This is a genomic window from Micromonospora sp. NPDC050397, from assembly GCF_044901685.1.
Taxonomy (GTDB): Bacteria; Actinomycetota; Actinomycetes; order Mycobacteriales; family Micromonosporaceae; genus Micromonospora_G.
Map to the genome: position 1 here is coordinate 1,228,211 of NZ_JBJDPS010000001.1, position 13,383 is coordinate 1,241,593.

Genomic DNA, 13,383 nt, shown 5'->3' on the forward strand with positions numbered 1-13,383 from the left:
AGGCTGGCCGCAATGATGTGGTGTGTCTCGTGCATGGGTAATCCCGTCCGAAGGCGTCACACCACGGGCGTAACCCGGGGCTGAACATCTCGTACGTGCCCCACCTCACACGCGTCTCGCCTCCTCGCCGTCAAGAAGGCCCTGAGTTGACGTACGGGCGCCGGCAGGACCGGCCGGTCCAGCCAAGACGCCGACTGGCGGCACATCGATGCACGCGATCACGAGGTGCTAGCGCGAAACTGGCCAGGGGGTCGCAACAGCCTTCGGCGTGGACGGGCCGTGATCCTCTGCGTCGGCGCTGCGCGGCGAGCGCGAGGAGGACGCCGCGCTGCCGGTGAGCTGGCGGCGATGGACTCCGCTGATTCAGCGCGCGCGGCGGTAGTGCACGGCGAGCGCGCCGTTGCGGAGCGGCTCCGCCGAGAGCAGCTCGAGCCGGCGCGTGCCGGGCAGCCCGCCCTGGTACAGCGTCGGGCCGTGGCCGGCGATCCTGGGATGGATGAGCAGCTTGTACTCGTCGATCAGGTCCAGCCGGTCGAGCTCGGTCGCGAGCTTGCCGCTTCCGAGGAGGACACCGGCCGGGGTCGCGTCCTTGAGCCGCTGCACTTCCTCGCGCAGATCGCCGGCGATGTGGTGGCTGTTGGCCCACCGGAAGTCCTTGCGCGTCGACGACACCACGTACTTGGGTTTGGCCTCCAGCTTGACCGCCCACTCGCGTATGGCCGGCGGCGCCTCCTCGTCGCCGCGGGCGACGGCTGGCCAGTGGCCCTCCATCATCTCGTAGGTGACGCGACCCCACAGCATCGCTCCGCCCTCGTCCAGGAGACGGGTGAAGAAGGCGTGCGTCTCGTCGTCGGCGATCCCCTCCTCATGGTCGACGCAACCGTCCAGGGTGAGGTTGAGGCTGAAGGTGAGCAGTCCCATGGTCGGCGAGTCTAGGCGACTACGGTGGCGCGTCCGTCGCTCGCCACACCGCCTTGGTGAAGGCCAAGTAGCGTCGAGCGTGGCGGTCGCGACACCGGGGTCTCAGGTGCTGGCTCGCGGTCGCGTCTGTGCCGCATCGCGTGCCGGCGACCAGCCTCCGTGTAGGTTCGGGCGTGGGAGGAGACAGCGTTGGGCAGGCCGAGGCCGACGATCACGGATGTGGCGGACCGGGCGGGCGTCTCGCGTACGACGGTGTCTCGGGTCATGAACAACGAGCCGGGCGCCGCGCCGTCCGTGCGGGAACCGTAAGCGAGCCGACCGAGACGGTAAGGGCGGAAGCGGTTCCAGCAGAAGACAGGCCACCTACGTTGTCGGCGGCCCGGTTGGTCAGGAATTTGAGGTCAGGGCAGTTGCACCGGGTAGGCGCCGGGCGCGTACGGCATGGCGCTCGCCTGGGTCGTCGGGGTGTCCCGGCGCTCGAGCTGGGCGAAGCCGGTGCCCCGGTTGCTCTGCTGTGGCCAGCCCCCGGCCTCGTGGAACAGGCGCAGCGCGGTCCGTACGACGCTGTCGAGCGGCTCGTTCGCCTCGATCTCGACGGTGGCGCCGGGCGTGTCGATCCGTACCTTTGTGGCGCTCGGTGGGGTCGTGATGGCCAGGGTGGCCGCCGGTTCGGTCTCGGTCCGCTCGCTCGTCACAGTTCTACATTCTGCGGTGGCGTGGCCTCGCTCCGCCACCGCCTATTCCGGCGGCGGGGGAGGGCGCCTGCCCGTTCCGGCCGAGCCGGCCGGTCAGACGCTCGCCGTCGCCCGGGTCGCCGGCCGGCTGTCGCCCCCCGGCTCCTCGGACAGGGTGCCGTAGAGCATCCGCAGGCTCGTTTCGGTGAGCGTGTCCAACAGGTCGTCGTCGGTCTGCTCGTCCGGGTGGGTGAAGGCGTGGGCGAACATCGTCAGCCTCAGGTTCACCACCATCTTGCCGACCAGGGTCGGGTCGCCCGGAACCGGGATCCCGGCCCGTAGGTCCCGTTCGAGGCGGCGGGTCACCGCCGTGCAGCCGTGGGCGGTGATCCGCTCCCGCACCTCGAAGATCTCCGGCCCGGGGAACGGGTTGACAAACGCCTCGCACAACCAGCGGCCGTCGACCCGCCACCGGTCCAGGGCGAGGGCGAGCCCACGACGCAGCGCGTCCCGGTTGAGGCCGTCCGACTCCACCCACTCGGCCAGCTCCTGCGCGCTCTGGTCGAGCACCGTCTCGCAGAGTGCGGCCAGCAGGGCCTGCTTCGACTCGAAGTAGAAGTAGAAGCCGGAGCGGGCGATGCCGGCGGCGGCGGCGAGTTCGTCGATCGTCACCTGGGCGAGCGGCTTCTGGCGCAGCACGACCCGGGCGGCTTCGATCAGCGCCCGCTCGCGCTGGTCGCCCTTGGTCGGTCCGCGACGGCTTCCGGAAGCTGGCATGCGGCCACTATACCCTCCGTCAGTAGTGGTCGACGTCACGCCGACGATAATCGACACGGTGTTGAAAATCGGGGGCCGGGGGTTCTACCGTCGGTGCCTCCACCAGGTGAAAAAGAGGCTCCACATGATGACCACCCCTTCCGAAGGGGCACGCACCCCCCGGCTCGTACTGCCCGTCGTCGCGTACGGCGTGCTGCTGGTCGCCGCCCTGCAGTCGCTCGTCGTGCCGGTGCTCGCCAACATCGCCGGGGCGCTGCACTCGACCGCCAGCACCACGAGCTGGGTGGTGACCGCGAACCTGCTCGCCGCCGCCGTACTCACCCCGATCCTGGGCCGCCTGGGCGACCTGCGCGGTCGCCGCCCGGTGCTGCTCGCCGTACTGGTGGTGGTGCTGCTCGGCTCGGTGCTCGCCGCCACCACCGACAACCTGCCGCTGCTCCTGCTCGCCCGGGTCGCGCAGGGGTCGTCCTTCGCCCTCTTCCCGCTCGGCATCGGCGTGCTCCGCGACGAACTTCCGCCACGGCGGCTCACCGGCGCGATGGCCATCGTCAGCGGCACGCTCGCCATCGGCGCCGGGGTCGGACTCGTCGCCACCGGACTGCTCACCCAGGGAGGTGCCGACTACCACCGGGTCTTCTGGCTGGCCACCGTGATGAGCGTGATCGGTCTCGTCGCCGCCTGGTACGTCGTACCCCGGCGCAAGCCCTCGGCCGTGGGCCGTACCGACTGGCTCGGCGCGGCCATCCTCGGCCTCGCACTGATCCTGCTGCTCATGCCCCTGGCCCAGGGCAACAACTGGGGGTGGGGCTCGGCCCGCGTCATCGGCTCGTTCGCCGGCGCGGTCGTCACCTTCGTTGTCTTCGTGCTCGTCGAGCGCCGTCTGACCCACCCGCTGGTCAGCATCCGGATGCTCACCCACCGGCCGTTGCTCGTCGCGAACGTCGCCGGGCTGTTCCTTGGCATCTCCCTGTTTGTCGTCTTCCTCACCGTCGCCTCGTTCGTCCAGGCGCCACCGGCCCTGGCCGGGTACGGGTTCGGCTCGACCGTGCTCGCCGCGAGCGTCGTCTACCTGCTGCCCGGTGCCGCCGCCGGTGTTGTCACCGCGCCGCTCGGCGGCCGGCTCGTCGCCCGGTACGGGGCGCGGACCACCCTGGTCATCGCGCTGCTGCTGGCGGCGTTCGGATTCCTCGTCCTCACCGTCCTGCACGACGCGACCTGGCAGGTGATCACCGGCTCCTTCGCCGTCAACACCGCCGTCACCTTCGGCTACGCCGCCCTGCCGGCCCTGCTGGTCGAGCACGTCGGCCCCGCCGAGACCGGCATCGCCAACAGCGTCAACTCGATCGCCCGCTCGATCGGTGGGTCGATCGCCAGCGCCCTGGTCGGCACGATCCTGACCCGCAACCTCATCGCGGGTTCCCCGGTGCCGCTGCCGCACGAATCCCAGTACGTGATCATCCTCGGGATCGCGACGGTCGGGGCGTTCGTCGGTGCCGCACTGGTCGCCTTCGGGCTGCCCGGCGGCCAACGCGGGACCCTCACGGTGGCCCAGGTCGAGGCCGACGAGGTGCTCGGCGCGGCGGGACTCGACATCCCGGGGGAGTTGCGTCCCAACGCCCCGGTCACCGGGCCGCGAAGCGCCTGACGCCGGGGCTGCGGGTTACGGCGAACCGACCGGCCCGGAGCGCGATACTGCCACGGGAACGTGGGCGGGCGGGCCGGCAACACGCTGGCCCGCCCGCCCGATCCCGTCGTGACGGGGATCGGCGGACCCGACCTGCCGGGGCCCGGCCCCCACAATCTGTCGACAGTCATCTATTCTCTCTTCGCCCGCCGGACACGTACCGGGTGCCGCGAAACACCAGGATTCCCTGCGGTTCATCCAAACCGGATGTGGGAGCAGACATGTTCGACAGAAGCAGGATCGCCGGGCGATCCCTGGCGGCGGCCACCCTGACGGCGGCGCTCGTGACCCTGGGGCTGACGGTGCCGACACCGGCGAGCGCGGCGCCGACCCGCGCGGAACTTGCCCTGCGCTGGGCGCCGATCCACTACCAGGACGTCGACGCCACCGGAAGCCACGCCCTCGGGGGTCGGTCCGACTACATCACCAAGGTCGACTTCGACGGCGACCTCAACGGCCGCAACAACTGGGAGCGCACCGGCCAGGCCGGCGCCTCGCTCGCCGCGCACGCCTACTACTCGGTGCTGGAGACCAGCTCGCACTGGTACATCACGTACCTGTTCTTCCACCCGCGTGACTGGACGGACCACCCGTTCTTCGAGACCGAGCACGAGAACGACGGCGAGGGTGTGCTGTTCGCGATCGAGCGCGACGGTTCCACGTACGGGGTGCTGCGGTCGGCGGTGACCGTGGCGCACAGCGACTTCTACTCGTACACCCCGGCCGGCAGCACCTGGTCCGGCGGCCGGGAGAGCGTCGACGGCACGCTGCAACTCCAGTCCTCGCCGCACGACTCGTTCCTGCACCCGGTCACCGCGCAGGAGGCACAGGGACACGGGCTGAAGGCGTACCCGCAGTACAACATCAACGGCGACGGCATCGTGTACTACCCGTCGACGGTGGCGGAGACGCCGAGCAACGGCGACGACCGCGACGTGCGCTACCAGCTCGTCGACATCTTCACCGCCGGTGGCCTCTGGGCCCAGCGGGCAAACAGCAGCCTCTTCGCCAACCTCGGCACGTTCGCCGGTGACGACTCCGGTGACTGCGGCACCGGAACCTGGGACTGCTCGACCAACTCGGCGAACGCGCCCTGGGGCTGGGACGACGGCAACGACCTGCCCGCCCGGGGTGAACTCGCCACCGACCCGGCGAAGCTCTCCGTCGAGTACTTCACCGTCCCCGGCACCGCGTCGCGCACCTACACCTACAACCCGTACGCGGCCGAGGCGGCTGCGCTGAAGGCTGCGGCCAAGGTGGCGCCGCCGGTGATCGACTGACCCTCGTCGTACCGACAGCGGAACCACCCGGCGGACGGCGCGTGTCCTTCCCGAAGGGTGCGCGCCGTCCGCGCCGGTGCGTCTGGGAGCGAAGCGGAGCGCGGCGCCGGATCAGCGGGCCTCGTGACCGGCCGGTGGGCGGGCCGCCGGCACCAGGGCCAGGGCCGGCGCCAGCAGGATCGGCACGATCAGCAGGGCCCGCAGGGTGCCCACCTGGTCGCCGAGCAGCCCGACCACCGGCGGCCCGGCCAGGAACGCGGTGTAGCCGATCGTGGCGACCACGCTCACCCGGGCCGGTGCGCGGTCCGGGTCGTCGGCCGCCGCGCTCATCCCGACCGGGAAGCCGAGGGAGGCGCCGAGTCCCCAGAGCGCCACACCGGCGATCGCGACCGGCGCCGAGGGCGCGAGCACGGCGACCGCCACGCCCGCGACCGCCAGCCCGATCGTGCCGAACAGCACCGGGATCCGGCCCCACCGGTCCAGTGCCACGGTGCCGACGGTCCGGCCCACCGTCATGGCCGCGACGAAGATCCCGAAGACGGCGGCGCCGGCCGCCTCGCCGATGCCGTGGCCGTCGACAAAGGCCACCGCGACCCAGTCGTTGGCGGTCCCCTCGGTGAACGCCATGATCAGCACCAACAGGCCGACGAGCAGGGTGCGCGGTTCACGCCAGGCCCGCAGCACCCCGTTGCCGTGAGCCGTCCCGCCGTCCGCCGACAGGTCGTCGGTCGCCCCGCCCGGGCGGGCGCTGAGGAAGGAACGGACCGCGAGCAGCGTGCCGGCGAGCACGACCGCGCCGACGACCGTCAGATGGGCGAACACGGGTACGCCGACCTGCGCGCTGCCCGCGCCGAGGCCGGCACCGGAGACCGTACCCAGGCTCCAGGCCGCGTGGAAGCGCGGCATGATCGTGCGTCGCAGCCGCCGCTCGACGAGCGCCGCCTCCACGTTCATGGCGACGTCGGTGAGCCCGGAGCCGTAGCCGATCGCGGCCAGGCCGACGGCCACCACCGGGACCGAGGACCAGGCGCCGATCCCGAGGCCGACCACGACCAGCCCGGCGGTGATGAGCATGGTGGAGGCCCCCGCCGTACGTGGGGAGCCGACCCGGTGCACCACCGCGCCGGCCGTCAGCATCGCCAGGATGGCGCCGAACGACATGGCCAGCAGCAGGAGTCCCAGCCGTCCGGCGCTGAGTCCGAGTCCCTCCCGGGCCGCCGGCACCCGGGCGAACCAGGACGCGACGGCCAGGCCGTTGAGCGCGAAGACAAACGCCACGGCGGTACGGGCGGCGATGACCTGTCGCGGCGGCGGCGCGCTGGTCGCGGGTGGGGCCTCGGTGTGGCTCACGGGTCACGGACTCCTTCGCGGCGGCGGCCAACGCATCAGAATCGCACACCTGAGAGCGCTCTCACCACAAGCGTAGCCTGGAGGGTGATCACACCGGGCCGTCCGGCCCGTCCCGGCACCGGCCGTCGCGTTGCGGCACGGGCTTCGAGCGGAGGTTGACGCACATGAAGGCGTGGGGGGAACGACAGACGACGTTGGAGGACGTCGCGAAGGCCGCCGGTGTCTCCCGGGCGACGGCGTCGCGGGTCATCACCGGGACCGGACCGGCCTCCCCGGTCACCCGCGACCGGGTCCGCGCGGCGGTCAGACAACTCGACTACCAACCGAACCAGGTCGCTCGGGCACTGGCCAACCGGTCCGGCTTCCGCCTGGTGATCGCGGCGGTCGGCACCGCACCCCGGGTGCTCGACGACCCGTACATGCACCGGGCGGTCGCGGCGGCGGCGGCCGCCGGGGCACCGTACGGGGTCGGCGCCTCACTGCAGTGGTTGTCCCGTGACTCGCCCCGGCTGGACGAACTCGCCGAGGATCGCAGTGTCCGTGGCGTGGTGCTGCTCAACACGACCGAGGCCACCCTGGCCGCGGTGCCGTCGGCGCTGCACGGTCGGGTCGTCTCCATCGGCATCGGGTCCCGCACCGTTCCCTCGTTCGACGTCGACAACGGCGGGGCCGCGACCGCGATCCTGAACCACCTGTACGCGACCGGACGCCGCCGGATCGCCATGGTCACCGGCCCCCAGTGGATGCCCTGCGCCTGGCGCTCCGTCGAGTCGTACCGCCGACTGGCCCGCGCCGCCGGGTTACCGGTCCGCCTCGTCGCCGGTGACTTCTCCGCCGAGCGGGGGCACCAGGCGACCCACGCGCTGCTGCGGCGCTGGCCGGACACGGACGCCGTCTACGCGGTCAACGACGCCACCGCGCTCGGTGTCCTGGCCGCCCTGCGCGAGGACGGCCGGCAGGTGCCGGGCGACATCGCCGTCGCGGGGTTCGACGACATACCGTTCGCCGCGCTGAGCAGTCCCGCCCTGACCACGGCGAGCCACCCGGTCGACCAGATCATCCACGCCGCCGCCACCGCCGTGCTCAACGAGGCGTCGGTCCCGCCCACCGTGGTCTTCCCGTCGACCCTGGTCCGCCGCCAGAGCACCTGACCCGGTCACCCTCCCGACCCTCCCGGTCACCCTCCCGACCCTCCCGGTCACCCTCCCGACCCTCCCGGTCACCACCCGGTCACGGTCTCCACCTGGTCACCGACCCGCGCGGTCACGCCCGCTCGTCGCGGGCCAGCAGCCAGTCCATCGCCACCGGGCTGGCGTCGAGCACCGACACGTGCCCGTCGCGCGGACGCAGCCAGAGTTCGGACGACGGACAGTTGCGTACCAACCAGTCGGCGTGCGACGGCGGCACCACCCGGTCCGCACCTCCCTGCACGCACAGCACCGGCGCGTCGATCCCGGTGACGTCGAATCCCCACGGGGCGACGAAGGCCACGTCATCGTCGATCAGGCCGTCGGGACCGGCCGCGCCGGCCCGCTCGGCGTCCGCGCCGAGCGATGCCCAGGTGCCCGCCAACGCCGCCCAGTCCGCGCTGGTGAAGCTGTTGACGTCGAAGACCTCGGTGGCCGCGTAACGCTCGCGTTCCTTCCGGCCCGCGACCGCCGCCCGGAGACCGCCAGCGGAGACCATGCCCGCATACCAGTCGAACGAGTCGGTCAGCGGTGCGAGCCCGGCCAGGCAGACCACGCCGGTGACCCGTCCGGCTAGGAGCGCGGCGCACGCCAGGGCGTGCGGTCCGCCACCGGACGCCCCCATCACGGCGAACCGGGTGATACCCAACTCGTCGACGATCTGGGCCACGTCCGAGGCAGCCGAGGCGACGTCCCGGCCCGGGTGCGGAGTCGACCCGCCGTAGCTGGGTCGACCGTACGAGACCAGGCGGACACCCCGGCGGTCGGCGGCCGACAGCAGTGGCGCCAGCGGGGCACCGGTCTGCGGTGAACCGTGGTGCCAGAGCACCGTCGGTCCCTCGGCCGGTCCCTCGGCCGCGTTCTGAACGCCGGTGTCGTACACCCGCACCCGCCGACCGTCCCGCAGTCGCACATCCCGTTCGGACACCATCGGCGGACCATAACCCCTCGGCCCCTGCCGCCGGTCGGCCGCCCGCCGCGCGTCTTCCGCGTGACCGACACACGTACCCGGGATGGCGGACGAGGCATCGGTCGTGCTCAGCGCGCGTCGGTACGTTTGACGACCAGTTGCGCGGCGACCCGGGCGCAGGCGTCGGCACCGTAGTCGAGGCTCAGGCTGTTCGAATAGCGCAGCAGCACCGCGAGGACCCAGTCGTCGGCGATCGCGAGGCAGTTGACGTGCCAGAGCCCGTCGTCCTGGCGCAGGGTCCAGCCGTTCTTGATGGCGATCCGCTCCCGTCGGGTCATCTCCGCCGGCAGCCCGTCGATGATGCCCCAGTGTCCGCCGCCGCTGGTCGGGTGCTGGTCCCGGGCTGCGGTGGTGCCCCGCACCCGCGCCATCTGGTCCAGGACCCACTGGGTCCATTTCGGGCCGGCGGCGGTGCCGTCCCTGACGCACGCGCCCATTTTGACCGCGTCCCGCGCCGACGTCCGGGTGTAACTCCACCAGGCCGTCTTCGCGCCGGCCGGGACGACCGCCTCGGTCTGCCCCAGCCGGCACCTCTGGACGAGGCGATCGATCACCTGTACGCCACCGCCCGCGACGTACAGCGACTGCGCGGCGGTGTCGTCGCTGTCCCGGATCGCCGCGCTCGCTTCTTGCAGCCGGCCGGGTGGAGGCTCCGTGTCGCCGAGTCGGCGCAGGTAGTCGGCGACGATCCAAATCTTGATCATCGACTCGGTCGAACTGGTCGCGGCCAGGTTCGCGCCGGCGGTCTTGCCGGTCTTGCGGTCGAGCAGCGCCCAGGAGAAGAACCCATCGATCTTGAGAACAACCTTGCCCGCGCTCAACGTCATCGTCGTCACCGAAGCCGAAGCCGAAGCCGAAGCCGACGGTGCTGGCGATGGCGGACTCGTGGGCGGCGTGGGCGGCGGCGGCGTGCTGGTCGCGGCACCGCCGCCGCTCACCCTCGCCCCACTTACCGGGCCGTTCGTGCCCATCCTGGTAGAGATGCCCGGTACGAACAGCACCCCGCCGACGATGATCGCCACGGCGGCGAGCGTCATCACCATCCGGGACCGGTTCTCCGGTCGGTCGTTCGGTGTCGGCGCCTCGCCCCGCAGGCGCCCGGTCCGGCGGCCGTGCCGCCGCTGGTACCCGGGCCCGCCTTGCCCCTCGTTGTCGCCAGCTTTCACCCTCCTGGAAACTCCGCCCCGTCGGGACGGGTTGCCAGCCGGGGTGGGCGGGGCGGGTCAGAGGATCGGTTTGCCGCCGGTCACCGGGACGATCGCGCCGGACATGTAGCTGCCCTCGTCGGAGGCGAGCAGCACGTACGCGGGCGCCACCTCGGCCGGCTGTCCGGGACGGCCCAGCGGGGTGTTCGCACCGAACTGCTCCACCTGCTCCGGCGGCATGGTGGAGGGGATCAGCGGGGTCCAGATCGGGCCGGGCGCGACACTGTTCACCCGGATGCCCCGTTCCCCGAGCATCTGGGCCAGGCCGGCGGTGAAGTTCGCGATCGCGCCCTTGGTGGTCGCGTACGGCAGCAGCGTGGGACGCGGCATGTCCGAGTTGATCGAGCTGGTGTTGATGATCGACGCCCCCGGGCCGAGGTGCGGGAGCGCCGCCCGGACCAGCCGGAACATGGCGGTGATGTTGACGTCGAAGGTGTACTGCCACTCCTCGTCGGTGATCTCCTCGATGGTCTTGTGCGTCATCTGGTACGCGGCGTTGTTGACCAGCACGTCGATCCGCCCGAACTCCTCGGCCGCCCGGCCGACGACCGCCGCGCAGTGTGCCGCCTCGGCAACGTCCCCGGCGATCAGCACGGCCCGGCGTCCGGCCTGTTCGACGAGCTTCGCGGTCTCCGTCGCGTCGTCGTGCTCGTTCAGGTACGCGATGAGCACGTCGGCGCCCTCGCGCGCGTACGCGATCGCCACCGCCCGGCCGATGCCACTGTCGCCGCCGGTGATGACCGCCTTCTTGCCCTCCAGTCGCCCGGAGCCCCGGTAGGAGTCCTCCCCGTGGTCGGGCTTCTGGCGCATCGCCGCGATGCTCCCCGGGGGTTGCTGCTGCGGCTCGGACTGATCGGGCATCGGTCTGCTCCCGGTTCCTCGGCGGACAGGACAACGCCGGACCGGAAACGGTCTGACGAGGGCAAAATGCCCGAACTTGTCGAGTCCTAAACCAGATCGACACCCCGTTCCCGGTCGTGCCGGCCCGTGGCACACCCGGGGCGGGGGTCGCGCCTGGCCGTGGCGCACCGGGGCGGGAACCGCGTCGGCTCAGCCCGCGTCGATGGGCGTGAGGGTGGCGCCGATGACCACCGTCGTGCCGGTCGGGTCGCTGACGATGGAGAGCGTGTCGCTGGTGGTCTGGACGATCCACAGACCCATGCCGCCGTCGGCGGAGGGGGAGGGGCGGTGCGCGCGGTTGAGGTAGTTGTCGGCGGCGAAACCCGGGCCGTGATCACGGATCTCGCAGGTCAGCTGGGCGTCCTGCCACAGGCGCAATTCGCCCCGCCCGCCGCCGTGCCGAATGGCGTTGATCATGATTTCGTTGACGGCCGCCACGAAGTCGTCCGCCTTCTCCGGGCTGATCCGGCACTCCCGGCTGCGGGAGTCCACCTCGCGCCGTACGTCGGTGAAGCGCGCCACGTCGAACTCGACCACGAGCAGTAGTCGTGCGGTCTCGGCAAGTGACGATTCGTTCGGAAGTTGCCTGGACACGTCAGCGGGCCTCCCTTCCTGCACGTCGCACGCTCATGGAACCTATCCCCGAGATCGGTTCGGAAACATGCCGAGACATAGCTTTCGCCGGACGGGTCGGCCGGGTGCTCGACGGGCCACCGCTGAGCCCACTCCCGCCGGCCCGCGCGGGACCGCCGTGGGCGACACCGAGAGGAATGATATCGGTGCTGGTGGAACGTCCGCCGACGGCCGGTCCGGACGAACCTCGGGCTAGGCTGCACGCGTGATCGAGGCAGACGACAACGAGAACGTCGAGCGGTTGCGCCGGATCGAGGCGGTGACCGACGCGGCGCTGTCCCGCCTTGACACGGAAGACCTGCTCGACGAGCTGCTGGACCGGGTCCGGGACCTGATGCGGGTCGACACGGCGGCGATCATGCTGCTCGACCCGCACTCACAGCACCTGGTCGCCACCGCCGCGAAGGGGCTCGAGGAAGAGATACGTCGCAATCTGCGGATCCCGGTCGGGAGCGGGTTCGCCGGGCGGGTCGCCCGGACCGGGCAGCCGGTCGTCATCGAGAACGTCGGCGAGAACGACGTGGTCAGCCCCGTCCTGCGCGACACCGGTATCCGCAGCCTGCTCGGCGTGCCGATGCTCGCCGGCCCGGATCTCGTCGGGGTGCTGCACGTCGGCACCCTCCAGCCGCGTCACTTCACCCCGGACGACGTCCAACTGCTGCAACTCGTCGCCGACCGGGCGGGGCTGGCCAGTCAGGCCCGCCTCACCATGATCGACCGTACTGCGGCGCTGGCCCTCCAGCGCAGCCTGCTGCCCACCCGGCTGCCGGAGGTGCCCGGCGTCGACCTGGCCGCCCGCTACGTGCCGGGTCACGAGGCCGGGATCGGGGGCGACTGGTACGACGTGTTCACCCTGCCCAGCGGTTGGCTCGGCATGGTCGTCGGTGACGTCTCCGGGCACGGTCTGCAGGCGGCGGTCGTGATGGGGCGGCTGCGCAGCGCGCTGCGCGCGTACGCGCTGGAGTGTGACAACCCGGCCGATGCGCTGACCCGGCTGGACCGCAAGATCCAGCACTTCGAGACCGGCAACCTCGCCACCGTGCTCTACGCGATGATCAGCCCGGACCGGGAGTGGATCCGTGTCTCGCTCGCCGGTCACCTGCCGCCCGTCACCGCGAGTCCCGGCTGCCCGGCCGAGCTGATGTCGCTGCCGGTCGATCCGCCGTTGGGCATCGGTGCCGTGCAGGTGCGGCACAGCACTGTTGTGGCGTTCCCGCCGGACGCGGTGCTCGTCGGCTACACAGACGGGCTCGTCGAGCGGCGCGGTGAGCTGATCGACATCGGCCTTGACCGGCTTCGGGCCGCCACCCAGCCGGACGACGCCGAGACCGTCTGTGCCGTGATCATGACGGCGCTGGCTCCCGAGCGGCCGGCCGACGACATCGCCCTGGTCGGCATCCGCCGCCAGACACCGGCCGGGTAGTCGGCCAGGTGTTCGGCCGGTCGGCGGGATCGTCCGCCCGGCGACCGTCCAAGTAGGACGCCACTTGCCGCCGCGACGACTTGCCGCCGCGCCGATTCGGCGTCCCGACTCCGTGTGCCCATTCCGGAGCGAAGCGTGTGGGACCCGACGAACCACCTTCATGATCGAAAAGCGGGCAGGTTGTTGACAGCCCATCGACACTGAACGAAGATCTATTTCGTGCGGAGCGCCTTTCTGACTAAGCGGGGTCACATCGACCTCCTGCGTGTCGCCAGCGCCGCCTGTCGACGCTTCATCTGACGCCGGGCACCTCTCCCACTTCGCACGCGGCCAGCGCTTCCCTTCTGCCTCAGGTCTCCGGCCCTGCGGTGGCGTTCGC

The 13,383-nt window shown here is 71.5% G+C and carries 14 protein-coding genes; 6 read left to right on the forward strand and 8 right to left on the reverse strand.

What is annotated here, in order from left to right; translation table 11 throughout:
* Window positions 1-363: 363 nt before the first annotated feature.
* Window positions 364-921 (reverse strand): dihydrofolate reductase family protein, encoded by a 558-nt coding sequence (locus tag ACI2K4_RS04885; protein WP_404508814.1) that lies wholly within the window; start codon window positions 919-921, stop codon window positions 364-366.
* Between the two features lie 219 nt (window positions 922-1,140).
* Here ACI2K4_RS04885 and ACI2K4_RS04890 point away from each other — a divergent pair, with 219 nt between their 5' ends.
* Window positions 1,141-1,230, forward strand: a complete 90-nt coding sequence (locus ACI2K4_RS04890) for a LacI family DNA-binding transcriptional regulator (protein WP_404509190.1) — start codon at window positions 1,141-1,143, stop codon at window positions 1,228-1,230.
* A 92-nt stretch (window positions 1,231-1,322) separates the two neighbouring features.
* On the opposite strand, the gene ACI2K4_RS04895 is transcribed toward ACI2K4_RS04890, so the two are convergent.
* Together ACI2K4_RS04895 and ACI2K4_RS04900 are read right to left on the reverse strand one after the other, a co-directional pair.
* On the reverse strand, window positions 1,323-1,616 hold the full coding sequence (locus ACI2K4_RS04895; protein WP_404508815.1) for a hypothetical protein: 294 nt from the start codon (window positions 1,614-1,616) through the stop codon (window positions 1,323-1,325).
* A gap of 93 nt (window positions 1,617-1,709) precedes the next feature.
* A complete protein-coding gene (locus ACI2K4_RS04900) occupies window positions 1,710-2,372 on the reverse strand; it encodes a TetR/AcrR family transcriptional regulator (protein ID WP_404508817.1) in 663 nt (220 codons plus the stop codon).
* A 124-nt stretch (window positions 2,373-2,496) separates the two neighbouring features.
* Between ACI2K4_RS04900 and ACI2K4_RS04905 the strand changes: the two genes are divergently transcribed.
* On the forward strand, window positions 2,497-4,017 hold the full coding sequence (locus ACI2K4_RS04905; RefSeq protein ID WP_404508819.1) for an MFS transporter: 1,521 nt from the start codon (window positions 2,497-2,499) through the stop codon (window positions 4,015-4,017).
* Between the two features lie 260 nt (window positions 4,018-4,277).
* On the forward strand, window positions 4,278-5,336 hold the full coding sequence (locus ACI2K4_RS04910; protein ID WP_404508820.1) for a hypothetical protein: 1,059 nt from the start codon (window positions 4,278-4,280) through the stop codon (window positions 5,334-5,336).
* Between the two features lie 111 nt (window positions 5,337-5,447).
* Here ACI2K4_RS04910 and ACI2K4_RS04915 read toward each other — a convergent pair whose 3' ends face one another.
* Window positions 5,448-6,686 carry an MFS transporter gene (locus tag ACI2K4_RS04915; RefSeq protein ID WP_404508822.1) on the reverse strand — a complete coding sequence of 413 codons (1,239 nt, stop codon included), beginning with the start codon at window positions 6,684-6,686 and terminating at the stop codon, window positions 5,448-5,450.
* A 164-nt stretch (window positions 6,687-6,850) separates the two neighbouring features.
* Between ACI2K4_RS04915 and ACI2K4_RS04920 the strand changes: the two genes are divergently transcribed.
* Window positions 6,851-7,837, forward strand: coding sequence for a LacI family DNA-binding transcriptional regulator (locus ACI2K4_RS04920; RefSeq protein ID WP_404508823.1), 987 nt, complete (start codon window positions 6,851-6,853; stop codon window positions 7,835-7,837).
* 112 nt (window positions 7,838-7,949) lie between these two features.
* Here the strand turns inward: ACI2K4_RS04920 and ACI2K4_RS04925 are convergent, their stop codons facing one another.
* The 4 genes from ACI2K4_RS04925 to ACI2K4_RS04940 form a co-directional block, all read right to left on the reverse strand.
* A complete protein-coding gene (locus tag ACI2K4_RS04925; RefSeq protein WP_404508825.1) occupies window positions 7,950-8,804 on the reverse strand; it encodes an alpha/beta fold hydrolase in 855 nt (284 codons plus the stop codon).
* A gap of 107 nt (window positions 8,805-8,911) precedes the next feature.
* Complete coding sequence (locus tag ACI2K4_RS04930) at window positions 8,912-9,886, reverse strand: hypothetical protein (protein ID WP_404509191.1); 975 nt, start codon at window positions 9,884-9,886, stop codon at window positions 8,912-8,914.
* Between the two features lie 180 nt (window positions 9,887-10,066).
* Window positions 10,067-10,909 (reverse strand): glucose 1-dehydrogenase, encoded by an 843-nt coding sequence (locus ACI2K4_RS04935; protein WP_404508827.1) that lies wholly within the window; start codon window positions 10,907-10,909, stop codon window positions 10,067-10,069.
* Window positions 10,910-11,098: 189 nt separating this feature from the next.
* Window positions 11,099-11,542, reverse strand: a complete 444-nt coding sequence (locus tag ACI2K4_RS04940; protein WP_404508828.1) for an ATP-binding protein — start codon at window positions 11,540-11,542, stop codon at window positions 11,099-11,101.
* 244 nt (window positions 11,543-11,786) lie between these two features.
* Between ACI2K4_RS04940 and ACI2K4_RS04945 the strand changes: the two genes are divergently transcribed.
* A complete protein-coding gene (locus ACI2K4_RS04945; protein ID WP_404508830.1) occupies window positions 11,787-13,004 on the forward strand; it encodes a PP2C family protein-serine/threonine phosphatase in 1,218 nt (405 codons plus the stop codon).
* A gap of 219 nt (window positions 13,005-13,223) precedes the next feature.
* Window positions 13,224-13,304: a putative leader peptide gene (locus ACI2K4_RS04950; RefSeq protein ID WP_404509192.1), complete on the forward strand. Its 81-nt coding sequence runs from the start codon at window positions 13,224-13,226 to the stop codon at window positions 13,302-13,304.
* The last annotated feature ends 79 nt before the right edge of the window (window positions 13,305-13,383 follow it).